This window comes from Staphylococcus sp. FSL W8-0056 (assembly GCF_037963075.1).
In the GTDB taxonomy this organism is placed as follows: Bacteria; Bacillota; Bacilli; order Staphylococcales; family Staphylococcaceae; genus Staphylococcus; species Staphylococcus aureus.
This window is the reverse complement of sequence record NZ_CP150142.1, coordinates 1,941,730-1,967,383: the sequence shown is the minus strand read 5'-3', so window position 1 is coordinate 1,967,383 and position 25,654 is coordinate 1,941,730. Positions and strand designations below refer to the sequence as shown.

Below are 25,654 nucleotides of genomic sequence, written 5' to 3'. Positions count from 1 at the left end.
TGATGCATTCAATATCGGAAGTTAGGCAACTAAACATTGCTTAACTTCCTTTTTATTTTTTGGAGCGTAAAGTTTTGAACCTAAATTCCAAGAGAATTAATAATTTTTTTCCTTTCTTTTTCGAGGTCATCAAAAGTTTGTATATTCTTTTTAACTATGTTACTTATATATTCAATAATTATTAATTTAATCCAATTTAATAGCTTGTACACATCCTCATAATTATCATATAAATCAAATATACTTTTACCATTGTGAATAATTTCAGTTCTTAGATTTTCACTAATATTTCTTAGATACTCACTGCACTTATGATACTGATATTTAGAATAAGAAATAAAAGGAAGGATTTTAGATTTAGTTTTTTTAAAGTTTAAATATTCACGACTTGATAGCATTTCTAATGTACTTAAAAGATAAACAAATGATGTATTTAAATTATTCATGTACATTGATTCAGAAACTCTGTGGATAGCTTCTCTGAAAAGTAAATTAATTTCATTTGAAGTAACATAAAGACAATTATATAATTTATCTTCATAAATATTAGAAGATAAGTCAATTGGATATAATCCTATTCCTTCTCGAATCATAAACATGACTTTTCCATTAATTGTTCTAAGTTTGTGGTCAGTCAATTGTTCAGCTACTTGCCAACCATTTGAGGTAATACCTGGTATACCTGGTAATTGTTCAGGAACACCAAAATTATTTTCGTTTATTCTTATAATATCTAGAGTTCTGTCGGCTTTTTGACTTAACTTATTAATAAAATAATAATTTTGGTCTACCGTGGTAGGTTCAAAGAAATCGTCCTTAAAAATAACTAGTGCATCTTCTTTTAATTGCGAAGTAGATAAAATAGATAAAAACTCTTTTTTGTTAAACATTGATATTAGTGAAAAGTCTGTATGAAAATGACCTGATTCAATTACTTTTAAAGATGGGGTTAAGATAACATTGCCAATTTGTAAAGGTGACTCAATAACTATATAAGCTAATGGTAAGATATAAATACTCTTTTTCATTATAAAATCCTCCTAAAAATTAATATGTTTTTGAAATTCATCTGCCAATTTTTCTCTAGATGATTTTGTAATGTGTTTATAAATGTCCATAGTCGTCTTTATATCACTATGACCTAATCTAGTTTTACTTCTTTAAGTTGTTGCACCTGATTCGAATAATAGTGAAGCACGAGTATGCCTGAAGCTATGAACGTGTATCTTATGAAGATTTGAATATCATTTAAAGAATACCTCTAATTCGTCATTAGGCATCGATACACGCATGTACTTCATTTAGTCTACTATGTATGGTATGTTGAAAAGATATGTTGCTCTTTATCACTAGAGACTGAAAATCCATATTCTTCATTTTGTAGATTTTGTTCTTCTTTCCATTGTAAAAGTTTATTTATAGTTTGAATACCAATATCTATCCATCTTTGATACTCACATTTTTTTAGTGGTTGCAATACATGTTTATTTTTCACTGGAAATTATAATTTAATAATGTACACTTATGATTGTTTAAACATGTAAAATTTTTAAAAACCTAGAGATAATTTTATTGAGGCGAACAACAATGAAATTATCTTTAGACATAAATATGGATTTTTAAGTTATTACTCTTACAGATTTACCAAAATTAAAAATTGTTAAGCAGAACTTAATCATGAAATAAACAAAAGTGAAATAGCAAGACATATGGGGGATGATAGAAGAACAGTTGATAAATAATTAAATGGTTTTGAGCCGACCAAGAAGAGGAACCGTCAGTCTATTATTGACAAGTATTATCCAATCATCCAAAAGTTACTTTCACACTAGTGAATAATAGTTCTACTATAATGGTGTATTTTGACAATATTTGAAGGTTAAACTTAGATTAACCTGTGTCTATTCTGCATTTAGAGCTTATGTCCTTAAGCATGTTGTATTTAATCGTTATTTTATGAAAGGTTATCAACAGATGTCGCCTAAAGGTACAACGAGAATCGAGACAAAAACCGGTCATCAAGCACAGTTTGACTGGAAAGAAGGCATTAACTTTAAAACGAATGATAATCAAATAGTTTCACTAAATATAGGCGTGTTACTACTTTCTTACTCCCGTTTTGTAATCATGAAAGTGACAATGAATAAATCGAGTGATGTTTTATTTAATTTATTTACACAAGCGTTTGAGCTAATGTGAGATGTGCCTGATGTACTTGTAACTGATAGTATTATATTTAGAAGAGGTTCCTAAGTTTATTTCTAATCTTAAAGAGCGACTGAACTACTCAGTTCATGTGAGTACAGGTAAAATGCCTATTATTGCCTTAGAAAAAGAAAAAGTTCTTACAATCACTACCGAATGTGAATGTAAGAAACTCATATAAAGTGAAACATAAATATTTGAAAGTCAACCGCTCTAATATGATTACATATAAGTCCAATCAATATTCAGCATCAGCTGAATATTGTGGGAAAACAGTTGAAGTTCAAGTTTATGATCAAAAACAACACGTTTAATATAAGACTAAATTGATTTGTGAACATCTCATCACACAACGTAAATTAAATTATCAAAAAGAACATTATTTAGAATCACTGCCATCCTCTTTTGGGAATAGAGAAAAGGATGATATTAATCAGATTACGATAGATAATTTAAATGCGATTGGATAGTTTTATGATGAATAATTCAACGAATTATAAGCGCTTAAAAGCAAATTTAGAATATTTGAAAATGAATCAGATGATTAACCATCTTGATGATGTTATCGATTTTATAAACACAACCTGTCATTCATAGACACATTAATTAAATTAAGCGATTACAAAATCAAAATTAAGGAGAAAAATTTGATTGAATCGATGGTAAAGGTTATGGCGTTACCGTTTAAAAAGAAATATCAGCCTTTGACTTTAATTTTCAACCGAGCATCAATCAACAAGATGTTTTGGATTTTACGGATTTACGTTTTATAGGAAAATATGAAAACATAGTCTTTTTAGACTCAAATGTCGTTAGTAAAAATAGAATAAGTACTTACTTTATTAAGTGTCATCATTTGAAAGAGAATTTAAGAAAAGCAAAACTTGAGAACAGCTTAGAAAATAGATTGAAGCACTATAGCAAGTATAAGTTATTAATCATTGATGAGATTGGGTACTTACCTATTGGAAGTGAAGCTGCCAAAATATTCTTCCAAATTAATAGATTTAAGGTATGAGAAGAAAAGCACAATATTTACCACAAATATCAATTTCAACTTATAAAATGAAATATTTGATGATCCCAAAATCGCAAATGCGATTTTGGATAGGATATTGCATCATTCAAGTGTAGTAAAAATCACAGGAAAATCGTATAGATTAAAAAATCATTCACCTAAAAAGAAAATTACTTAGCAAACAATTTTGTACATTTCTATACAATCATTTATGTAGATTTTAATATTGACATTTACATCCAACTAAATGTAGACGATTCACAGACAACCGATATAATTAATTTGTCCATCCATTTTAGGTGGCATTTTATCATGAGGAGTATAGTTTTGATTGCAAAAAAACAAATATTAGAACATTTATCGTGAAGAAAAAATGATATACTTGAAGAAAAGTATAAATATAAAAAGTGAAGATATTTATAAGAGGAGAAAGCTAATGGCTAATACAAAACAAATCCATTAAATCAACAAGAACTTAGAAATGCAATCTAGTCAGGTCCATTTATAACAAAAGCAAAGTATGAATTTTCTAATTCTATGAATGCTAATCAGCAAAAAATGGCAAAGTTATATTAAAGGAATTCCAAATAGATAAGAAATATTAGAAGAAGCTCTAAATGGGGGAAGTAAAGGTGATATTAATGGATACATGTCAAGACATCATAATGATATAAATGATTTAAAAACATACTTTAACTCAGTTATAGATTGGATATCGAGCATTTTTATTAATGTAGAAAAAGAAATGCGGGGATTAGAATAGAGAAGTTTATATGAAACATATCATAACAACTCTTAAAATCCTTCAGTATTAGAATATAAACTTTTAAGTTTATATGAAGATAGTGATGTTTCAAGGAAGCTAGGAATTTTTGAGTATTTATTAAGCGGAGAAAAATTAGAATTTATAAAATAACTATCAATTAGAGCTTTCACTGAAGCGAATAAAAAGTCTAAATATCAAGAGCAAACTAATAATGCTCGAAAAAGTGAAGCTTCAAATTGTCCTATTTGTAATACAGATTTACAATATGATCACCAAACACATATATGGAATTATAAAGATATGGTAGGAGATCATATTATACCATGGAGTAAAGGTGGAAAAACAGAGCGTGGAAACTTACAGATGCTTTATAAACATCATAATAGTCTAAAATCCAATTACTAGTAATAAATTAATTATATATTATATTCGAAAAATTATTTTGTCATGCTGTTCTTAATATAATACACTGTGTGGTGAGTATTTGAAACAAAATGTAGAATTTAATCAAGCGGTTATTAAGTTTAATAAAAGAAATAAAATAAATAAATCATCTAATGATGAGTATATAAAAAATTTTAGAAATAAATTCGGAAAATTTCTAAGTCAAAGTTTTTTGAATAGTAATAATGTAATAAAGCAAGAGATTATAAAAATTATTAAAGATGAATATTATTATTATGATCAAGAAAATACGAAGAAATATTTAATAAAGTTTTGTCAAGATCTTATAGAACATATAAAAGAGCACAGAAATCAAATCAATGATTGTCACTTTACAAATATATTAAATAAAGATGCAGAAAAAACTAATAGTTCAAGTATCTTAACTTCATTATTTTTAACTGCAAACAATATACCAAATAATCTATCATCTAATTTTTCTAAAGCAGTGGAATATTATTTTGCAAAAAACAAGGAAATATATGGAGATGGATATGAAAAGTATTTAGACGAGTATTTTAGAAATGTTTTAGGCGAAAAAAGTTATTTAATTTTGATAGATGATTTTTCAGGGACAGGAAAATCAATCAGCGACTTTATTGATGCAATAAAAAAGTATATACTAACATTAAAAATAGAGATTATTATATTTTGCATACATATAACCGAAGATGCAGAAAAAAAAATAATGGATACTTCAATAAAAAACGGTATTGAGATAAAAATAGCTTTTGTACAAAAAACAGAGAAATATTTTATAAATAATAAAGAGCTAGAGAAAAAATTTTATGAATTTGAAAAGGATATTGTAAATCCAGGTAAGTACTACAACTTAGGCTATAAAAATACTCAAGCATTAGTATCAAATTTTAGAAATACTCCAAATAATACACTGAGCCTTTTTTGGCATGAGAATGATCAGTGGAAACCTTTATTTAAAAGAAAAGCTAAAAATGATTTTAGTAATAAATGGAAAGAAAAGGTTCATATTATTAGATGGTTTCTGGCATATAAAAAAGTTCCTAAAATTTTGGTAGATAAAATTATAGCAATAATGTATGTTAAAAATCATGCTGATATGAAATCGAAATTTTTAGAAATTGAGATTAATAGGATATTATTATATAATGACAATATATTGCAAGAATGTCTTTCTCAAAAATTTCTAATTAAACAAACAGATTTTTATATTATTACTTATGCAGGAATAGAATTACTAAAAAAATATGGATTAGAAAAAATAACTTTAAGTAATATACTTTATGAATTTAAGAGTAACGGATTACATCAGCAGAAAAATTTTGATGGTAATAAATAAAATGAGCAAGAGTGTCTGATAAGCGAGTCGTCTTATCTAAGAATTAAGGTATACAATTGATTACAGTAAATTTTTCTTCGAAAATTTTACTATAAATAATTATTTTAATTTAAGAGGTCATTTTTTGAGATAATTATTTATATTATTTAATAGTTAGGGGGGCCCCTAACGACTAAATAATGTAATAATTAAAAGAAGATGGTTTAGCAAGAGTTGCTCATTTAGATAAAAAATGGAGAATTAAATGGAGAAAATTGAGAATGAAATAGTTAATAAGACATATCTTGCAATTAATTCTTTGGAAGAATTAAGAAATATGATTGGTATTAAATCAGACTATTTTTATAAATGTCTTTATGTGAATGACCATTTTTATAATGTTATCAAAATACCTAAACGAAAAAAAGATGAATATAGAGAATTGATGATTCCTAATATGGCTCTCAAAAATATCCAAAGGTGGATTTTAGATAATGTATTGTACAGAAGGCAAGTTCATAAATGTGCAACTGGTTTTGTTCCTAGGAAATCAATAGTGAACAATGCAATCCCACACGTTGGGCAGAAATATATATTGAAAATGGATATAGAAAACTTTTTTCCGAGTATCACATTTAAGCAGGTTAGAAAAATATTTTCTGAGATGGGCTATAAATTTGAACTTGCGACAGCACTCGCAAATTTGTGTACAGTGAATAATCAGTTGCCTCAAGGTGCACCAACCAGTCCATATATAGCTAATATCATCTTTTACAATATAGATAAAAGAATCTTCTCTTATTGTCAAAAAAATAATTTGAGATATACTCGATATGCTGATGATATTACTATTTCTGGATCTAATAAAGTAAGTTTTAGTAAAGAAATTATCAGGGAAATAGTAAACCAATATAATTTTAGAATTAATGAAAGTAAGACAATTATGTTTAAACCAGGAGACAGAAAAAAAGTTACTGGTATTATAGTTAATGAAAAAATATCGGTTCCTAAAACTTTAATAAGAGAGGTCAGGAAGCAAATTTATTTTGTAAATAAGTTTGGATTAGAAGAACACTTAATTCGAAATAATTATTCATTGGATTATGAGCAGCAATTTATTATGAGTATATATGGAAAAATCAGTTTTATTAAAATGATTGATTTCAAGAAAGGCGTTAGTTTACAAAAGAAATTTAATGAAGTACTAGGTAATATAGAATCGTCTAACATGTACAGAGATAATATTGACTTTGATGATATAGAACTACATTGGATAAATTAAACCGCTTAATAATTAATATATTTTAGTTAATATTTCTTTTGAAATTTACCACCAGCCAGCAGATTTTTATTATATTTTAATACCCCTAGGTTAAATTAGAGGAAACCCAATACTATCAAAAAAATTAGAAATCCTTTAATATCATGCCTTAAGACAGTATATGCAACTATACGAAATCCTAAAGTAAACCAGGTCTTAAAGCAGCTCGTCGTTCACCTCATTTCTTAAAACGTTAATTGTCGGACGATATATACAAAACACCTCGATGTTATGTCGAGGTGTTTTTTTGCGTTTGTGTGGGGAATATGAAATGTGTAGAGTATAAATGGACTTTCCTTTATTTAATGTCTTAGGAATAGAATTAATTCAACTATGGATTATTGATTTACACGTATAATTTGTACATGTTTACACAATCAAAAGTGTACATTATTAAATTGTCATTTAGCTTGCGGAGGGTGGACGATAACCAGACGATTGTGTTCTAATCATAGTGGTTCAAGGGAAAGAACGACCGGACGATAACTCAAGAGCCTTAATTAAAGAGTATTATCAAAATAAGGAGTGACCTAATTGAAAGATTCTATATTTTGGAAGAAAGCTTTTATTCCTGTTTATTTTATTGTTGCGATGCTGGTGTTTCTACTTTTTAGGTTTTATATTAAAACAGATAACTTTTCTATATACTTAATGATTATCTTCTTAATTTGTTTAGGAACTGCATCTATCATTTATAACTATAAAAATAATCGCTAATATAAGTGTGAAATGTATAAGTCATAGTTAGATCTAAGTCTTGCTGTGGCTTATTAATCGAAACACCATTTTGAAACCGCCATAAAACAGCATTTTTATATCTCCATAAAACGACAAATTCAAGCCCGACATAAAACAGCATTTTCAGCCCACCATAAAACGACAATTTCAAACCGCCATTGACTAAACACCTCATCCCAAAATATCGTAACAATCCTATACATCAATCAATCCAACATCCCTCATAATCACAACGCACAAAATCTACTCATGCATTTTTGGAATACTTAGTATTACAAATAACGATTTTTATTCATCTAACAAAGGTTATATAATGTAATGAAGGCAATTTTTATGTATTACAAATCTAATCGTACATGTAAAATTTTGATAAACATCATTAATTTTGCGTAACTATCATTAGATTACAAATCACAATGTAATTACATGTAATACACATCTATACATCACAATTGGAAGGAAATGAATATAAATGACTGATAAAAAGTACACTGCAGCCGATATGGTTATTGATACTTTGAAAAATAATGGGGTAGAATATGTTTTTGGTATTCCGGGTGCAAAGATAGACTATCTATTTAATGCTTTAATTGATGATGGTCCTGAACTTATTGTCACTCGTCATGAACAAAATGCTGCAATGATGGCACAAGGTATTGGAAGATTAACAGGTAAACCGGGTGTAGTACTTGTTACAAGTGGCCCTGGTGTAAGTAATTTAACGACTGGACTATTAACAGCTACATCTGAAGGGGATCCTGTATTAGCGTTAGGTGGCCAAGTGAAACGTAATGATTTATTACGATTAACGCATCAAAGTATTGATAATGCTGCGCTATTAAAATATTCATCAAAATACAGTGAAGAAGTACAAGATCCTGAATCATTATCAGAAGTTATGACAAATGCAATTCGAATTGCTACTTCAGGAAAAAATGGCGCAAGTTTTATTAGTATTCCGCAAGACGTTATTTCTTCACCAGTTGAATCTAAAGCTATATCACTTTGCCAAAAACCAAATTTAGGAGTACCGAGTGAACAAGATATTAATGATGTCATTGAAGCGATTAAAAATGCATCATTTCCTGTTTTATTAGCTGGTATGAGAAGTTCAAGTGCAGAAGAAACAAATGCCATTCGCAAATTAGTTGAGCGCACGAATTTACCAGTTGTAGAAACATTCCAAGGTGCAGGTGTAATTAGTCGTGAATTAGAAAATCATTTCTTCGGTCGTGTGGGCTTATTCCGCAATCAAGTTGGTGATGAATTATTACGTAAAAGTGATTTAGTTGTTACAATCGGTTATGATCCAATTGAATACGAAGCTAGTAACTGGAATAAAGAATTAGAAACACAAATTATCAATATTGACGAAGTTCAAGCTGAAATTACTAATTATATGCAACCGAAAAAAGAGTTGATTGGTAATATTGCTAAAACGATTGAAATGATTTCTGAAAAAGTGGATGAGCCATTTATAAATCAACAACATTTAGACGAATTAGAACAATTAAGAACACATATTGATGAAGAAACTGGTATTAAAGCGACGCATGAAGAAGGAATTCTACATCCAGTGGAAATTATTGAATCTATGCAAAAGGTATTAACTGATGATACTACTGTAACAGTTGATGTTGGAAGTCACTATATTTGGATGGCACGTAATTTCAGAAGTTACAATCCAAGACATTTATTATTTAGCAATGGTATGCAAACGCTTGGTGTAGCATTACCGTGGGCAATTTCAGCTGCACTTGTGCGCCCTAATACGCAAGTTGTGTCCGTTGCTGGCGATGGTGGCTTTTTATTTTCATCACAAGATTTAGAAACGGCCGTACGTAAAAATTTAAATATCATCCAGCTTATTTGGAATGATGGAAAATATAACATGGTTGAATTCCAAGAAGAAATGAAATATAAACGTTCGTCAGGTGTAGACTTCGGTCCTGTAGATTTTGTAAAATATGCAGAATCATTTGGCGCGAAAGGTTTACGAGTTACTAATCAAGAAGAATTAGAAGCGGCAATTAAAGAGGGCTATGAAACAGATGGTCCAGTATTAATTGATATACCTGTAAATTACAAAGATAATATCAAACTTTCAACAAATATGTTACCTGACGTATTTAACTAAAATAAATATAAATGTTAAAGAGGAGTGGGAGATTTTATGACTAATGTTTTATACCAACATGGTACATTAGGCACATTAATGGCAGGATTATTAAAAGGAACTGCATCAATAAATGAATTATTGCAACATGGTGACTTAGGTATCGCTACACTAACAGGTTCAAACGGTGAGGTAATCTTTTTAGATGGAAAAGCTTACCATGCAAATGAACATAAAGAATTTGTAGAATTAAAAGGTGACGAGTTAACACCATATGCAACTGTAACTAAATTTGTAGCAGATACAAGCTATGAAACGAAAGATAAATCTTCAGAAGCAGTTTTTGCAGAAATTAAGGAAAAGATGTTGAGTGAAAATTTATTTTCAGCAGTAAAAATTTCAGGCTTATTTAAAAAAATGCATGTACGTATGATGCCGGCTCAAGAACCACCTTATACACGTTTAATCGATTCAGCTAGAAGACAACCTGAACAAACTGAAACGTATGTCAAAGGTTCAGTCGTTGGTTTCTTTACACCAGAATTATTCCATGGTATCGGATCAGCAGGATTTCATGTACACTTTGCGAATGATGATCGTAACTTTGGTGGACATGTCTTAGATTTTGAAGTAGAAGATGTTAAAGTAGAAATCCAAAATATAGAAACATTTGAACAGCATTTTCCAATTCAAGATAAAGATTTCACTAAAGCAAATATTGACTATAAAGATATTGCAGACGAAATTAGAGAAGCTGAATAATGAATCCAGAAATATAATGACGGTTTATGAAAATTGACTTCATAATGCGCGATTTAGAAATGATAGTTTGTAAATATGATTAACCATGACTACAATAGAACAAATATATTTATAATTACGTCTAAGTAATAAAATAAATCCCTTCACTATTAGCAGTAGTGAGGGGATTTATTAGGTTCCAGATATTTGAGATTTGCTGTTATGTTAGATTATAAATTGCGGAAGACATTAATATAGAATTTACTTTAGTATAGGCCGATCTAATCTATTGTCAGTAGAAGCAATCAATAAGAAATTATAAGTTCGATCATTCATTTCATACTAAAAAGACAAACGCAATTTTTCAGCGTTTGCCCTGTGTAACTATTTTCATTTTCAAATTATTATTTAACTACAATTTGTATTTGTTTGATTGTACTTGGATCAATTGAATTTTTAGCGTCGTCATTTTTCTTTAGATTCACTACTTTTTTATTACCATCATTCAAAGTAAGTGTATACGTTGCTGTTTGTGCATTATTAATTTTTTCTGTTGTAACACCACGTTGTGAAGCTAATTCATTTTTTACTTTACTGTCAATTTCTTGATAAAGTACCTTTTTATTTTCTGGAAAAACAAAGTAAGTTCGATGTAATGCAGTAATACCATCTACTGAGATCGTGTAAGGCACAGTGTGTTTTCCATCCATTGTCAATTCCTTATAACCGTTATTACTATCTGCAGATGCTTCATGACTCGGTAAAGCTGCACCTACTGTTGATAATAATCCCAATGCTAAAGTGGCAGTAACAAATGATTTTAGTTTCATATCTCAATCTCCTTTTAAAGTTGTGGTATATTACACTATTTATATAACACGTTTCATAAAGTTTAAAACATACTTTTTGATTTTTTTATATTTTTGATTTTTAGTAATAGTTTTTAACGAGGGATATGACCCGTGTATTTTGAAAAGTGGTAAGCAATGTTTTTAGTTTATAGGGATTCATTAGTTGTATATAATAAGCATGAAAAGCATATAGTCGATCTTATACTTTTAATTGAGACTTATAGTGTATTTAAGTTATAGATAAATTCATTAGAATATTATGGGGGAATGAGTATGTCAAAGCGTCTATTATTGTTTGATTTTGATGAAACATATTTTAAACATAATACAAATGAAGAAGATTTAAGTCATTTAAGAGAAATGGAAAAATTGTTGGAAAAACTAACTAATAATAATGAAGTGATCACTGCTGTATTGACAGGAAGTACATTTCAAAGTGTCATGGATAAAATGGATCAAGTTAATATGACGTTTAAACCATTACATATCTTTTCTGATTTGAGTTCTAAAATGTTCACTTGGAATAATGGCGAATATGTTGAATCAGAAACATATAAAAAGAAAGTCTTGAGCGAACCATTTTTATTTGAAGATATTGAAGATATATTACGTCATATTTCTGCGCAATATAATGTCGAATTTATTCCACAAAGAGCATTTGAAGGTAATGAAACACATTATAATTTTTATTTTCATTCAACAGGTAATCACAACAATGATAGTCGTATCCTAGAAGCACTTGTCAGATACGCAAATGACCAAAACTATACAGCGAGATTTAGTCGAAGCAATCCATTAGCTGGTGATCCTGAAAATGCGTATGATATTGACTTCACACCGTCAAATGCTGGAAAATTATATGCTACTCAATTTCTGATGAAAAAATACAATATACCAGTAAAATCAATATTAGGTTTTGGAGATAGCGGCAATGACGAAGCATATTTAAGCTATCTTGAACATGCATATTTGATGTCGAATAGTAGAGATGAAGCATTAAAGCAGAAATTTAGATTAACAAAATATCCATATTATCAAGGGATAACACTGCATGTTAAAGAATTTGTTGAAGGTAAGTATGATTATTGATTAGTTGAGTGATATGTATACTTTTTAAGTGCAAATATTAATATTTAAGGGATGATTAGAAAATATGGTGAATAGACTACACTTTAGTTTTAAAAAATTATTTATATGTTGATTTGTCCAATTAAGTGTAGACGATTCAGGTAGCGCAAAAATGACGCAGGAACTGGAGAAAGAATTGATACCAAAATTAATATAAGAGGTTAAGTATATATGAATAAAACAAACTTTGGGGATTATTTAAATAAAAGTAAGAGCAGGAAAATATATAAGATTTTTGATCAAAATTTGAAGCGAGAGTTTAGTTATTGGCAGTTTAGGAAACTTTTCAAATCTTATACAAGGCAGTCTGATGTACATGAGTTAAAAGTGTGTACTCAAAATGATGATACTATGGAGCAAATATGGATAGATAAAGCAAATCAATTTGGAGTGGCAGTGACTTGGAAAGATAATAGTATTATCGGATTTGTTATGCGTCCGTTAATCAATTATGATGCGATTAAGAATGAAACGACTTTAAAATACGCAGTGCCGACAACAGATTGCTATGAGGTTTTTTGGGGTGGAGATAATGAATTATATAATTATCACTATTTATACCTACATCAAAGGTATGCTATTGATTTAGTTATTAAAGAAAATCATAAAACATATAAGAATCAAGGAAAAGTAAATACTGATTATTTTTGTTTTGGAAAAGATATCATTGCGCCAGCAAATGGTACAGTTGAAAAAGTAGTGAATGGGGTTCAAGACAACAGTATTGGAAGTACGAATGAATCACAGTTTTTAGGAAATTATATTGTAATTAAGCACGCAGAAAATGAGTATAGCTTAATAGCTCATTTACAACAATATTCAATCATTGTGAATGAGGGGCAAAATGTTAAATATGGTGACTTCCTTGGGAAGGTTGGGAATTCTGGCAATTCTACTGAACCTCATATACATTTCCAAGTAATGAATGATAAGAATATTGAAGCATGTACGTCTTTGAAAATTCGATTTTTAAATAATCTAGAACTTATCAAAGGGGATGTGGTCTGCGGATTACAAGGTGAATGATGGCGATACTTATAAAATCTCGACACTATAAAAATGGTATAGTGTCGAGATTTTCTTGCTTATTTAGTTAATTCAAAGTGTACGCCGGATTCATTAGAAGTTGATGTATTTTTGTTTGTAATAGAGTATCCAGTTATTGAAATTTTAGATTCAATATCTGAAGCGGTATTTGTAGATTCGGGATTATAGAAGCTACATTCATAAGTGTTATCATCTTTGTTTTTAAGAATAAACATTCCTTTGGCTTTAACTTCGACTTTAGTGTTGTTAATGTCAAAAGTTTGAGTGCTATTACTATAATTAACACCAGCCCAAACCGATTCATTATCTTTCACAACGTGGAAGTCATCATCTTGTTTAACGACAGTTACTTTATCTTTTTTTGTATTAAAGTCATCTTTAGATAAGCCTGGATACAACACATATGCATATTTACTATCTGTATTAGAATGCTTTTGAGTTACTTCATAATATTGATTAGTTTTACTGTCTTGCTTTTGACTTTTATTTATATCACTCCACTTACCAGTATGACTTTCTTTTTTTACAGTTATTTTCGATTCGTTTAAAAAATGATAGCCTATATTGTTTTTAGGTTTATTGGTTGACTCTAAAAAGACGGAATTGGTTCCCTGATTATCGGAAGCGGTTGTTTGTTTATCGTCTGTATATAACGTATACCCATTCGCTTTGCGATTTTCAATCGTTGTAACTGGATTCTTTGATGAATCAGTACTTTTAATGCCAGTTCCTAAGAAGACAATTTTATCGTTTAATATGAAATATGATTTTTTGGCAGTTAAAGTTTTGTCCTGATTTTCAAAATCCATTCCGATACTAGCATGTTGGTCATCGAATTTTGTTCCGCCTACAAAAGTTTTACTCGACTTTTTAACATCCGTACCTTTAGGTTCTTCATTTTCTAAAGTTGTTGTACCTGCTAAACGTTTCATATCAGCTGTCGCCCAGAAGTTATCACGGTAGTGTTTCACATCGCTATTGTATAAATAAGACATTCCAGCACCAGTGTGCCAACCTTTTAAGTTCTCTCCGTTGATACTTTCGTAACGTGCGACGTTTTTCGACGTCATACTTAAACCAAATGCAAAGTCTAAGTCTTTATTGTGATAGGTGACACGATCCATGTCATTATATATTTTAAGTTGTTGTGTTAAACCGTTAGTAGAAATAGTGCTGTCTTCCATTAAAGACTTCATTTTGCTTATATCCGAATAAGAGCTTAATGTATCATTTTGGCCGTAACTTGAATCAGATTTAACTGAAGTTTTGACAATTTTTTTATACTTAGCTTTTGTTGAATCATCCATGGCATCACTTAATCTCAACAATGATTTCATTACAGTTGCAGATGCTGAGTGACTCGTTTCATTTTCACGGCTAATGGCTCTACCACGTGATAAATCCATCATTTCACCTTTATAAATGAGTGGTAAAAATCCGTCGTCAATCCATGATTTTAAGGTTGTATTATTTTGGGTTTTATCATTAAAAGGTGTTTCTTTTATCATCGGCATCATTTGAGAAATCCCCTCTAAGAGTACAACGCCATAAGCACCAGTGTATGGGACATCTTTATGGTCGATATATGAACCATCTTTATAAAATCCATTACGTTCTTTATCAGTGGCAGAATCTTGAACGTAAGTGAAGACTTTATTAAATGAATCTATTGAATTTTTCATCATATCTTTATCTTCTTCGATAATACTTTCTAAAAGTTTTACTTTAGCAATGTCTACTAAATTTCCGCCTTTAGCAGGTTCAGCTTTTCCTACAGAAGATAATATTTCATCACTTTTTGGGGCGAAAGTTTTAATAGGGGCAGTGAATTTTTTCTTTTCTTCATTTGAAAATTGATCATTCAGCAATATAAGCGTATTTGTTAATGATCTAGGTGTTCCAATTTCATAATCCCACCAATTTAAAGCTTTTTTCTTTGATGAATCAGTTATTTTAAAATTCTCAGTCAATTCTTTTACTTTATTATCTGGTTCTTTTCCATATGCATTTTTATGCAGCCACTCAAGGGCATCTTTCACTTTCTTCTTATTTTCGTCAGTATTTAAAGTGGTTTTAGGATGCCTCATCGCTTCTGCGATTTTCTCAATATTACGATAGGTACGAGTCATATCCGCAGACTTGTTATCTAAATCTTTTGCACTATCCCACAAGTAAGTCCTTCCACTTTCAGTTTTCATGCTACTGAGTAATTTCTCTGCCTCTTTCTCCGTAGCATCAAACTTCTTCTTCATTGCGTCATTCTTCTCATCATACTTATCATAACCGTAGTTAACATCTAACCATGTGTTCCTCAACTTTTCATAATCTGGCGTTTGAACATTCGTATCAGCCACAGCGATTTGATGTTTATCAATACTTCTGAATTCACCACCATTCAAAGTAATCACACCAGCCATTAATAACGTAATGGTGGATAATTTTTGCCATTTCTTCATTCTATATGTCATTGACATGTCTCCTTTTTATGTTGTGCGTGCGCAATTAATAATATGATTAAATAATGATTCAAATTTTCAAAATTCGTTAACGTATACAAATGACTGTCTACTGTCAAACAATCCACAAAGAATGTTGATGCATATAAACGATCGATCACCCAAATTTTCCGTATCACCCAAAAATTGCAACAAAAATAATTTTTAAAAAAATAAATATTATCAATCTTAGTGATTATATCATTTTAAATATTTAAGTTATACAATTTTTAAAGTAATTAAAAACGATGAAATGTAAAATGTTAAAAAAGAGACAAATTTAAATTTGAGTAATAAAATAAGAAGTATTCAAACAAAGATGGCAATATATAAAACAACATTACTTTAGATGCCCAAATATAACTGAAAGGATAGTCGCAATGAAAACTAAAGAAGTCGTAGCGCTCATGAATATATCTCAAGACACTTTAAGATATTATGAAAAGGTTGGTGTGATTCCACCCGTTAATCGAGATGAAAATGGATATAGAATATATAATGATAGTGATTTAAATTGGATTTATTTAGTGAAAAATTTGCGAAATGCAGGCGTCAGTATTGAATCGCTTATCGAATTTTGTAGATTAGCGCAGCTTCCTAAAAATAAAAATATTCAAACACAGCAAAAGCAAATTTTAAATAAGCAACTCGAAGAATTAAATGAAAACTTAAAGACAATTCATGATGCGAGAGATTTACTAAAATATAAAATTGATAATTATGATAATCATATTGCTAAAATCAATGCTAGTGATAATCATGATGACAATGTTGAACGTCTTTGGGAGAGAAAGTAAACCTCTGGCTTGCTATAGAGTTCGCTCCATGGTTTATAGTGGACATACAAGATAAAGGAGGTTCATTTTATGAATCATATTGAAATAAGTAAAGATGTAAAGATACCAGTATTAGGTTTCGGAGTATTTCAAATTCCTCAAGAACAAACAGCAGAAGCGGTTAAAGAAGCAATTAAAGCGGGTTATAGACATATTGATACAGCACAAAGTTATTTAAATGAAACTGAAGTAGGTCAAGGTATTGAAGCTTCAGGTATTGATAGAAGTGAACTATTCATTACGACTAAAGTATGGATTGAAAATGTTAACTATGAAGATACTATCAAATCAATCGAACGATCATTACAACGATTAAATTTGGACTATCTTGATCTAGTGCTTATTCACCAACCTTACAATGACGTATATGGCTCATGGCGTGCATTAGAAGAGTTAAAAGAAAATGGTAAAATTAAAGCAATCGGTGTATCTAACTTCGGCGTTGATCGAATTGTAGATTTAGGTATTCACAATCAAATTCAACCACAAGTGAACCAAATAGAAATTAATCCATTCCATCAACAAGAAGAACAAGTTGCAGCACTTCAACAAGAAAATGTTGTGGTAGAAGCTTGGGCACCATTTGCAGAAGCTAAAAATCAATTATTCCAAAATCAATTGTTGCAGGCCATTGCAGATAAATACAACAAATCAATTGCACAAGTTATTTTACGCTGGTTAGTAGAACGTGACATTGTTGTACTCGCAAAATCAGTGAATCCAGAACGTATGGCTCAAAACTTAGATATATTTGATTTTGAACTTACAGAAGAAGATAAACAACAAATTGCGACATTAGAAGAAAGTAATAGCCAATTTTTCTCACATGCTGATCCAGAGATGATTAAAGCACTTACAAGCAGAGAATTAGATGTTTAATCATAATATAACAAAGTAAATAATTTACATTACGCTAACCTGAAACTTGGATGTTAAAGTCTATGTTGCAGGTTATTTTATTACTCTTAAAAAGTGAATGGAGCAAGCAAATAAGTTATTATGAATTTTTGTATTATGCAATAACTTACCTAAGATAATAATTATAGTATTGATAATTTTATAAAATGAAGTATATAATGAATGTAGAATAAATTGTATAGGGGATAATAACATGAAATATAAACATTTTGCCATTATTACTTTAATTACAGGCATCGTCATGCTCACGGCAATGTACTTTGTACCATTTGGATATCATAAAATACCAATATTTGCAGGAATGGCGATTATTTTTACAGTCTATTTTAGTAATAAAAAATCTATTGATGAAACAAATATCTTTAGTAAGAAAAATCGCAATAAAAATAAACAATAAAATGAGTTGTAAGCATAAGATTTACAGTTAATTTTTTACGAATGGGCCTTTAGCGATTGAAAATGTTATAAAGTAGCATCCCAACATTAAACAAAAAAACAATTCATCAAATAAAAATCGCTACAAAACCAAGTCATTAAACACGCAATAATTAAAATTTTCCACTCATTATAATTCTGAATTCCAAATGTCGAATTCCGAAAACCAAACTCCAAATTCCAAAAACGCAACTCCAAAATTAAAAGCATCTCCCTGTTACTCGGGAAATGCTTTTTACCTACTGATTACTCTGTCATTAATGATTTTACAACGGAAACCATGTCGTCATGTATGACCAAAGTAGCGTCGCTATCATAAGGTGTTCGATCTTTATTGATAATAATTAAATTGTCGCCTTTAAAATGTGATATTAATCCTGCGGCAGGTTGTACAACGAGTGATGAACCTAGTACAACAAGGGTGTCAGCATGTTCAATTTTATTTAATGCCCTTATGATGGTAGGTTGATCTAACATTTCACCGTATAATACGATGTCCGGTCGAATGGCACCACCACAATTATCACAATGTTTCAAAGTTCTATCAATAACATCTGACTTCGTATAAGATTTATGACATGCATTACAATAAAAACGATTTAACGTGCCATGTAATTCATCAACATGTTGACTTCCAGCGTCTGAGTGCAAACCATCGATATTTTGCGTGATGACACCTAAAGATTGTTGATTACGTTCTAATTTTGCAATCCAATCATGAACGATATTAGGCTTCGTATCGACAAATAGTAAACGCTTATGGCAGAAATTGATAAAACCTTCAGGATCATCTTCTAAATAATCACGGCTTAACAAGTATTCTGGCGAAAGTCCATCTTTTGAAATTTCATCAAATAAGCCACCCATTGAACGGAAATCTGGAACGCCACTTGCGACAGATACACCAGCACCTGTGAAAAATGTAATACGATTCGAACTATCTATAATATGTTTTAATGTCTCTAAATCATTTCTCAAAATAAACACCCCATCAAAATAATGAATGATTTATAACGTCTTTTGCTTTTATTATAGTATATTCATTTTACGATTATCAAAAGCGCAGTTTAAACAGTTCTTTTTAAAAATGAATTATACATATAATCGAACAGTTAAATTATATTAGTTTTTACGCAATTTTTATTATAGAATAAGCATGTATATTAAAATTGATGTCTAAACATAAAGGATAATGACCCATCGCCTAAATAAAGGAGGCAATTTTACATTGAATAAACATGAACGTTTGGACGAAATTGCTAAACTAGTGAATAAAAAGGGCACGATAAGAACGAATGAAATCGTCGAAGGTTTAAATGTGTCTGATATGACAGTTCGAAGAGATTTAATTGAGTTGGAAAATAAGGGCATTTTAACGAAGATTCATGGTGGTGCACGCAGTAATTCAACATTTCAGTATAAAGAAATATCACATAAAGAAAAACATACTCGTCAAATTGCTGAAAAAAGATATATAGCTAGGAAAGCTGCATCATTAATTGAAGATGGGGATACTTTGTTTTTCGGACCGGGAACAACAGTGGAACTATTAGCAGAAGAAGTCAATCATCATACGCTCACAATTATTACGAATTGTTTGCCGGTGTATAAAATTTTGTTAGAAAAACAAACAGCACATTTTCGTGTCTATTTAATTGGTGGTGAAATGCGCCATATTACAGAAGCATTTGTAGGTGAAATGGCGAATGCCATGTTGGAAAAACTAAGATTTAGCAAGATGTTCTTTAGTAGTAACGCAGTAAATAAAGGTGCTGTGATGACATCTACATTAGATGAAGCCTATACGCAACAATTGGCACTAAGTAATTCAATTGAAAAATACTTGTTAATCGATCATACGAAAGTTGGCAAAGAAGATTTTACATCATTTTGTCAGTTAAACGAATTGACTGCAGTGGTCATGGACTATGAAGATGAAGAAAAAGTAGAAACGATTAAAACATATATTGAAGTAGTCGACTAAATTAAAAGTATAACTGCATTGTTAAAATATGTATCTATATGCTCATAAGTGAATGTGAATTTGCATTCATTTATGGGTTATTTTTTTGCAAATTTATGTAAACGGGAACATCGACAAAGTTTTACTACAATTTCAGACGAATACCTAATTAAAACAACACCACAATAGGAATGTTCACTTATTGTTTGAAAATATGTCATAAACAAACAGATTATAAACATATTATGTTGATTTATTGTTTGTTTATGTTTATAATTTAAACGTAATCAAATTGAAAGCCTTTTCTCAAGATTTTCATAAGCTACAAATAAATATGTCATATTTTAAGAAAGGTATTTCAAAATTAAAGTAAAAAGGAGTCTTATTATGGCGATTATTATTGGTTCAGATGAAGCTGGCAAACGATTAAAAGAAGTCATCAAATCATACTTATTAGACAATAAATATGATGTTGTTGACGTAACAGAAGGACAGGAAGTTGACTTTGTTGATGCAACTTTGGCTGTAGCAAAAGATGTTCAAAGTCAAGAAGGTAACTTAGGTATTGTTATCGATGCATTTGGTGCAGGTAGCTTTATGGTTGCTACAAAAATCAAAGGCATGATTGCTGCTGAAGTATCAGATGAACGCTCTGGATATATGACTAGAGGCCATAACAATTCAAGAATGATCACTATGGGATCTGAAATTGTTGGAGACACATTAGCGAAAAATGTCGTTAAAGGTTTTGTTGAAGGTAAATACGATGGTGGTAGACACCAAATCCGCGTAGATATGCTTAATAAAATGTGCTAAGGAGGAAAAATTACTATGAAGATTGCATTAGGATGCGACCATATTGTTACAGATACAAAAATGCGTGTATCTGAATTTTTAAAATCAAAAGGACATGAAGTCATTGACGTAGGAACATACGATTTTACAAGAACACATTATCCAATTTTTGGTAAAAAAGTTGGCGAACAAGTTGTTAGCGGTAATGCAGACTTAGGTGTTTGTATTTGTGGAACAGGTGTTGGTATTAACAATGCTGTAAATAAAGTACCTGGCGTTCGTTCAGCACTAGTACGTGATATGACATCAGCGTTATATGCTAAAGAAGAATTAAATGCGAACGTTATTGGCTTTGGTGGACGTATTATAGGTGAGTTATTAATGTGCGATATTATCGATGCATTTATTAACGCTGAATATAAAGCAACTGAAGAGAACAAAAAATTAATCGCTAAAATTAAACATTTAGAAACAAGCAATGCAGATCAAGCTGATCCACATTTCTTTGATGAATTCTTAGAAAAATGGGACAGAGGCGAATACCACGATTAAGGGACGACACATATGATTTTAACTTTAACATTAAATCCATCCGTTGATATTTCATATCCATTAACAGCATTGAAATTAGATGATGTTAATCGTGTTCAAGAAGTAAGTAAAACAGCTGGTGGTAAAGGTTTAAATGTAACAAGAGTACTTGCGCAAGTAGGCGAGCCAGTCCTTGCGAGTGGTTTTATTGGCGGTGAATTAGGTCAATTTATTGCTAAAAAATTAGATCATGCCGACATCAAGCATGCATTTTATAACATTAAGGGTGAAACACGAAACTGCATTGCAATTTTACATGAAGGGCAACAAACAGAAATTTTAGAGCAGGGACCGGAGATTGATAATCAAGAGGCTGCAGGATTTATTAAACATTTTGAACAATTATTAGAAAAAGTTGAAGCAGTTGCTATTTCAGGTAGCTTACCTAAAGGATTAAATCAAGATTATTATGCACAAATTATTGAACGATGCCAAAACAAAGGTGTGCCTGTGATATTGGACTGCTCGGGTGCAACTTTGCAAACAGTTTTGGAAAATCCATACAAACCAACAGTCATTAAACCAAACATTTCTGAACTATATCAATTGCTTAACCAGCCACTTGATGAAAGTTTAGAAAGTTTGAAACAGGCAGTGTCACAACCCTTATTCGAAGGGATTGAGTGGATTATTGTGTCTTTAGGTGCACAAGGTGCATTCGCTAAGCACAATCATACATTCTATAGAGTGAATATTCCGACAATAAACGTATTAAATCCGGTTGGTTCAGGTGATTCTACAGTTGCTGGAATTACTTCAGCAATTCTCAATCATGAAAACGACCACGATTTACTAAAAAAAGCTAATACTTTAGGCATGCTGAATGCGCAAGAAGCACAAACAGGATATGTCAATTTAAATAATTATGATGAATTATTCAATCAAATTGAAGTTTTAGAGGTGTAAATAATGTCAAAATCTAATCAAAAAATCGCATCAATTGAACAATTAAGTAATAACGAAGGTATCATTTCTGCATTAGCATTTGACCAACGTGGTGCTTTAAAACGAATGATGGCTAAACATCAAACGGAAGAGCCAACTGTCGCTCAAATTGAACAATTAAAAGTATTGGTTGCGGAAGAATTAACACAATATGCGTCTTCAATTTTATTAGACCCAGAATACGGTTTACCAGCATCTGATGCACGTAACAAAGATTGTGGATTATTGCTAGCTTATGAAAAAACTGGTTATGACGTAAATGCTAAAGGTCGTTTACCTGACTGTTTAGTAGAGTGGTCTGCAAAACGTTTAAAAGAACAAGGTGCAAATGCTGTTAAATTCTTACTTTACTATGATGTTGATGATGCTGAAGAAATTAACATTCAAAAGAAAGCATACATTGAAAGAATCGGTTCAGAATGTGTTGCAGAAGACATTCCTTTCTTCTTAGAAGTATTAACATACGATGACAACATTCCTGATAACGGTAGTGTTGAATTCGCAAAAGTTAAGCCTAGAAAGGTTAACGAAGCAATGAAATTATTCTCAGAACCACGCTTTAATGTTGATGTATTGAAAGTTGAAGTACCAGTAAACATGAAGTATGTAGAAGGCTTTGCTGAAGGTGAAGTGGTTTATACAAAAGAGGAAGCGGCACAACACTTTAAAGATCAAGATGCAGCAACTCATTTACCATACATTTACTTAAGTGCTGGTGTTTCTGCGGAATTATTCCAAGAAACTTTAAAATTTGCTCACGAAGCTGGTGCTAAATTCAACGGTGTACTTTGTGGCCGTGCTACATGGTCTGGTGCTGTTCAAGTATACATTGAACAAGGTGAAGATGCTGCTCGTGAATGGTTACGTACAACTGGTTTCAAAAATATTGATGACTTAAATAAAGTATTAAAAGATACTGCGACATCTTGGAAACAAAGAAAATAAGTATAAAAGGGGATTAATGCTATGAATAGAGAAGAAGTCCAATTATTAGGTTTTGAAATTGTTGCATTTGCAGGGGATGCACGTTCTAAGTTTTTAGAAGCATTGACAGCAGCTCAAGCTGGAGATTTTGCAAAAGCAGATGCATTGATTGAAGAAGGAAACAATTGCATTGCTGAAGCGCATAGAGCACAAACAAGCCTGTTAGCTAAAGAAGCGCAAGGTGATGATATTGCATACAGTGTAACGATGATGCATGGTCAAGATCATTTAATGACAACAATTTTACTGAAAGATTTAATGAAGCATTTATTAGAATTTTATAAAAGAGGGTGATGACAATGATGCAAAAATTGATCGCACAAATTGAAAAAGGGAAGCCATTTTTCGAGAAATTATCACGTAACATATATTTAAGAGCCATCCGTGATGGATTTATTTCTGCAATGCCTGTCATCTTATTCTCAAGTATCTTTCTATTAATTGCATACGTGCCAAATATATTTGGTTTTAAATGGGATAAAGGCATGGAAGCCATTTTAATGAAACCATATAACTATACGATGGGGCTTGTAGCATTTTTAGTAGCAGGAACGACAGCGAAATCTTTAACAGATTCATTTAACCGTAAGCTAGAAAGTACAAATCAAATTAACTTTATTTCTACAATGCTAGCAGCGATGTGTGGATTCTTGTTCTTAGCTTCTGATCCAGCCAAAGATGGTGGATTCTTAAGTGCATTTATGGGAACTAAAGGTTTATTAACAGCATTTTTATCAGCATTTGTAACTGTTATTGTTTATAACTTCTGTGTGAAGCGCAATATTACAATTAAAATGCCGAAAGAAGTACCGCCGAATATTTCACAAGTATTTAAGGACTTAATTCCATTTTCAGCGGTAATCATCATTCTTTATGCATTAGATTTAGTCATTCGCAACAGCTTTAAATCAAATGTAGCGGAAGGTATTTTAAAATTATTCGAACCATTATTTACAGCAGCAGATGGATGGATTGGTGTCACAATTATCTTTGGTGCCTTTGCATTATTCTGGTTTGTAGGAATTCATGGTCCATCAATAGTAGAGCCAGCAATTGCAGCCATTACATATGCGAATATCGAAGCGAACTTCAAGTTGCTTCAAGCTGGAGAACACGCAGATAAAATTATTACATCAGGTACACAAATGTTTATCGTTACTTTTGGAGGTACGGGTGCAACATTGGTCGTCCCGTTCATGTTTATGTGGATGACGAAATCTAAACGAAACAAAGCGATTGGACGTGCATCAGTTGTACCAACATTCTTTGGTGTAAACGAACCAATTTTATTTGGTGCACCACTAGTATTGAATCCTGTGTTCTTTATTCCATTTGTATTAGCACCAATTGTTAACGTATGGATTTTCAAACTTTTCGTTGAAGTGTTAGGAATGAATAGTTTTAGTGTAAATTTACCTTGGACAACACCAGGTCCATTGGGCATTATCATGGGTACAGGTTTTGGTTTATGGTCATTCGTACTAGCTATTACTTTGATTGTTGTAGATATTATTATTTACTACCCATTCCTAAAAGTTTATGATAGTGAAATTCTTGATGAAGAAGAAGGACGTAAAGAAAGTAATTCAGATTTAAAAGAAAAAGTTGCAGCAAACTTTGATACGAAAAAAGCTGATTCAATTTTAGCGGCAAGTGGTGTATCAGACGATGCAGCTAAAGCTTCAAATATCACAGAACAAACAAATGTCTTAGTACTTTGTGCCGGTGGTGGTACAAGTGGATTATTAGCCAACGCACTTAATAAAGCAGCTGAAGAATATCATGTGCCAGTGAAAGCAGCAGCTGGCGGATACGGCGCACATATGGACATTATGAAAGAGTACCAATTAATCATTTTAGCGCCACAAGTTGCGTCTAACTATGAAGATATTAAGTAAGATACAGATAGATTAGGTATTAAATTAGCGAAGACTCAAGGTGCTGAATATATCAAATTGACACGAGACGGCCAAGCAGCCCTTGATTTCGTTCAACAACAATTTGAAAATTAAGAATAGGA

23 protein-coding genes and 4 pseudogenes are annotated in these 25,654 nt (G+C 30.9%); 20 read left to right on the top strand and 7 right to left on the bottom strand.

From position 1 onward, the window contains the following. Nucleotides 1–80 precede the first annotated feature (80 nt). Nucleotides 81–1,028: a hypothetical protein gene (locus NSS86_RS09995; RefSeq protein ID WP_000748518.1), complete on the bottom strand. Its 948-nt coding sequence runs from the start codon at nucleotides 1,026–1,028 to the stop codon at nucleotides 81–83. A gap of 1,654 nt (nucleotides 1,029–2,682) precedes the next feature. Between NSS86_RS09995 and NSS86_RS09990 the strand changes: the two are divergent. From NSS86_RS09990 to NSS86_RS09965, 6 genes and pseudogenes are all read left to right on the top strand, one after another. Further along, a pseudogene (locus tag NSS86_RS09990) lies at nucleotides 2,683–3,401 on the top strand (ATP-binding protein). A 744-nt stretch (nucleotides 3,402–4,145) separates the two neighbouring features. Continuing rightward, complete coding sequence (locus tag NSS86_RS09985; protein WP_001797059.1) at nucleotides 4,146–4,394, top strand: HNH endonuclease signature motif containing protein; 249 nt, start codon at nucleotides 4,146–4,148, stop codon at nucleotides 4,392–4,394. A 79-nt stretch (nucleotides 4,395–4,473) separates the two neighbouring features. Then, nucleotides 4,474–5,118, top strand: a pseudogene (locus NSS86_RS09980) (hypothetical protein); the annotation flags it as partial. Between the two features lie 3 nt (nucleotides 5,119–5,121). Then, nucleotides 5,122–5,751 carry a hypothetical protein gene (locus NSS86_RS09975; RefSeq protein WP_000381244.1) on the top strand — a complete coding sequence of 210 codons (630 nt, stop codon included), beginning with the start codon at nucleotides 5,122–5,124 and terminating at the stop codon, nucleotides 5,749–5,751. 244 nt (nucleotides 5,752–5,995) lie between these two features. After that, nucleotides 5,996–7,012 (top strand): retron St85 family RNA-directed DNA polymerase, encoded by a 1,017-nt coding sequence (locus NSS86_RS09970; protein ID WP_000411031.1) that lies wholly within the window; start codon nucleotides 5,996–5,998, stop codon nucleotides 7,010–7,012. Nucleotides 7,013–7,585: 573 nt separating this feature from the next. Continuing rightward, on the top strand, nucleotides 7,586–7,768 hold the full coding sequence (locus NSS86_RS09965) for a hypothetical protein (RefSeq protein ID WP_000655241.1): 183 nt from the start codon (nucleotides 7,586–7,588) through the stop codon (nucleotides 7,766–7,768). Here NSS86_RS09965 and NSS86_RS09960 read toward each other — a convergent pair. Continuing rightward, nucleotides 7,740–8,029 (bottom strand): annotated as a pseudogene (locus tag NSS86_RS09960) (hypothetical protein). The gene NSS86_RS09965 and the pseudogene NSS86_RS09960 overlap by 29 nt on opposite strands. Nucleotides 8,030–8,261: 232 nt before the next feature. Between NSS86_RS09960 and alsS the strand changes: the two are divergent. Next, nucleotides 8,262–9,926 carry an acetolactate synthase AlsS gene (gene alsS / locus NSS86_RS09955; protein ID WP_000130149.1) on the top strand — a complete coding sequence of 555 codons (1,665 nt, stop codon included), beginning with the start codon at nucleotides 8,262–8,264 and terminating at the stop codon, nucleotides 9,924–9,926. A gap of 36 nt (nucleotides 9,927–9,962) precedes the next feature. Continuing rightward, the gene (gene budA, locus NSS86_RS09950) at nucleotides 9,963–10,667 is read left to right on the top strand and encodes an acetolactate decarboxylase (RefSeq protein WP_000186134.1); all 705 of its coding nucleotides are present in this window, start codon (nucleotides 9,963–9,965) and stop codon (nucleotides 10,665–10,667) included. Between the two features lie 383 nt (nucleotides 10,668–11,050). Here the strand turns inward: budA and NSS86_RS09945 are convergent, their stop codons facing one another. Then, nucleotides 11,051–11,476 carry an MAP domain-containing protein gene (locus tag NSS86_RS09945; protein ID WP_000769705.1) on the bottom strand — a complete coding sequence of 142 codons (426 nt, stop codon included), beginning with the start codon at nucleotides 11,474–11,476 and terminating at the stop codon, nucleotides 11,051–11,053. 294 nt (nucleotides 11,477–11,770) lie between these two features. Here NSS86_RS09945 and NSS86_RS09940 point away from each other — a divergent pair, with 294 nt between their 5' ends. Together NSS86_RS09940 and NSS86_RS09935 are read left to right on the top strand one after the other, a co-directional pair. Further along, a complete protein-coding gene (locus tag NSS86_RS09940; protein WP_000044362.1) occupies nucleotides 11,771–12,586 on the top strand; it encodes an HAD-IIB family hydrolase in 816 nt (271 codons plus the stop codon). A gap of 210 nt (nucleotides 12,587–12,796) precedes the next feature. Beyond that, entirely contained in the window at nucleotides 12,797–13,651 is an 855-nt protein-coding gene (locus tag NSS86_RS09935) for a M23 family metallopeptidase (RefSeq protein ID WP_001044441.1), read from the top strand. 59 nt (nucleotides 13,652–13,710) lie between these two features. On the opposite strand, the gene NSS86_RS09930 is transcribed toward NSS86_RS09935, so the two are convergent. Both NSS86_RS09930 and NSS86_RS09925 read right to left on the bottom strand, forming a co-directional pair. Beyond that, nucleotides 13,711–16,140 (bottom strand): polysaccharide lyase 8 family protein, encoded by a 2,430-nt coding sequence (locus NSS86_RS09930; protein WP_000222267.1) that lies wholly within the window; start codon nucleotides 16,138–16,140, stop codon nucleotides 13,711–13,713. Continuing rightward, nucleotides 16,137–16,304, bottom strand: a complete 168-nt coding sequence (locus NSS86_RS09925) for a hypothetical protein (protein WP_072398278.1) — start codon at nucleotides 16,302–16,304, stop codon at nucleotides 16,137–16,139. Before NSS86_RS09925 ends, NSS86_RS09930 begins: the two co-directional genes overlap by 4 nt. Nucleotides 16,305–16,547: 243 nt before the next feature. Between NSS86_RS09925 and NSS86_RS09920 the strand changes: the two genes are divergently transcribed. The 3 genes from NSS86_RS09920 (at nucleotide 16,548) to NSS86_RS09910 (ending at nucleotide 18,318) form a co-directional block, all read left to right on the top strand. After that, nucleotides 16,548–16,964, top strand: a complete 417-nt coding sequence (locus tag NSS86_RS09920) for a MerR family transcriptional regulator (RefSeq protein ID WP_000850015.1) — start codon at nucleotides 16,548–16,550, stop codon at nucleotides 16,962–16,964. A gap of 69 nt (nucleotides 16,965–17,033) precedes the next feature. Next, nucleotides 17,034–17,882: an aldo/keto reductase gene (locus tag NSS86_RS09915; RefSeq protein WP_001015498.1), complete on the top strand. Its 849-nt coding sequence runs from the start codon at nucleotides 17,034–17,036 to the stop codon at nucleotides 17,880–17,882. A 232-nt stretch (nucleotides 17,883–18,114) separates the two neighbouring features. Continuing rightward, nucleotides 18,115–18,318, top strand: coding sequence for a hypothetical protein (locus NSS86_RS09910; protein ID WP_000875476.1), 204 nt, complete (start codon nucleotides 18,115–18,117; stop codon nucleotides 18,316–18,318). 86 nt (nucleotides 18,319–18,404) lie between these two features. Here NSS86_RS09910 and NSS86_RS09905 read toward each other — a convergent pair whose 3' ends face one another. After that, nucleotides 18,405–18,566, bottom strand: coding sequence for a hypothetical protein (locus NSS86_RS09905; RefSeq protein WP_001791678.1), 162 nt, complete (start codon nucleotides 18,564–18,566; stop codon nucleotides 18,405–18,407). A gap of 36 nt (nucleotides 18,567–18,602) precedes the next feature. Beyond that, nucleotides 18,603–19,343: an NAD-dependent protein deacylase gene (locus NSS86_RS09900; RefSeq protein ID WP_001557494.1), complete on the bottom strand. Its 741-nt coding sequence runs from the start codon at nucleotides 19,341–19,343 to the stop codon at nucleotides 18,603–18,605. A gap of 241 nt (nucleotides 19,344–19,584) precedes the next feature. Between NSS86_RS09900 and NSS86_RS09895 the strand changes: the two genes are divergently transcribed. From NSS86_RS09895 to NSS86_RS09865, 7 genes and pseudogenes are all read left to right on the top strand, one after another. Beyond that, a complete protein-coding gene (locus tag NSS86_RS09895) occupies nucleotides 19,585–20,340 on the top strand; it encodes a DeoR/GlpR family DNA-binding transcription regulator (protein WP_001032746.1) in 756 nt (251 codons plus the stop codon). A gap of 366 nt (nucleotides 20,341–20,706) precedes the next feature. Continuing rightward, nucleotides 20,707–21,135, top strand: coding sequence for a galactose-6-phosphate isomerase subunit LacA (gene lacA, locus NSS86_RS09890; RefSeq protein ID WP_000974608.1), 429 nt, complete (start codon nucleotides 20,707–20,709; stop codon nucleotides 21,133–21,135). Nucleotides 21,136–21,150: 15 nt separating this feature from the next. After that, nucleotides 21,151–21,666 carry a galactose-6-phosphate isomerase subunit LacB gene (gene lacB / locus NSS86_RS09885; protein ID WP_000684743.1) on the top strand — a complete coding sequence of 172 codons (516 nt, stop codon included), beginning with the start codon at nucleotides 21,151–21,153 and terminating at the stop codon, nucleotides 21,664–21,666. Nucleotides 21,667–21,678: 12 nt separating this feature from the next. Further along, nucleotides 21,679–22,611 carry a tagatose-6-phosphate kinase gene (gene lacC / locus NSS86_RS09880; RefSeq protein ID WP_000604134.1) on the top strand — a complete coding sequence of 311 codons (933 nt, stop codon included), beginning with the start codon at nucleotides 21,679–21,681 and terminating at the stop codon, nucleotides 22,609–22,611. A gap of 3 nt (nucleotides 22,612–22,614) precedes the next feature. Beyond that, entirely contained in the window at nucleotides 22,615–23,595 is a 981-nt protein-coding gene (lacD, locus tag NSS86_RS09875) for a tagatose-bisphosphate aldolase (protein ID WP_000047009.1), read from the top strand. 21 nt (nucleotides 23,596–23,616) lie between these two features. Next, entirely contained in the window at nucleotides 23,617–23,928 is a 312-nt protein-coding gene (locus NSS86_RS09870) for a PTS lactose/cellobiose transporter subunit IIA (RefSeq protein WP_001078309.1), read from the top strand. Between the two features lie 5 nt (nucleotides 23,929–23,933). After that, nucleotides 23,934–25,646 (top strand): annotated as a pseudogene (locus NSS86_RS09865) (lactose-specific PTS transporter subunit EIIC). The last annotated feature ends 8 nt before the right edge of the window (nucleotides 25,647–25,654 follow it).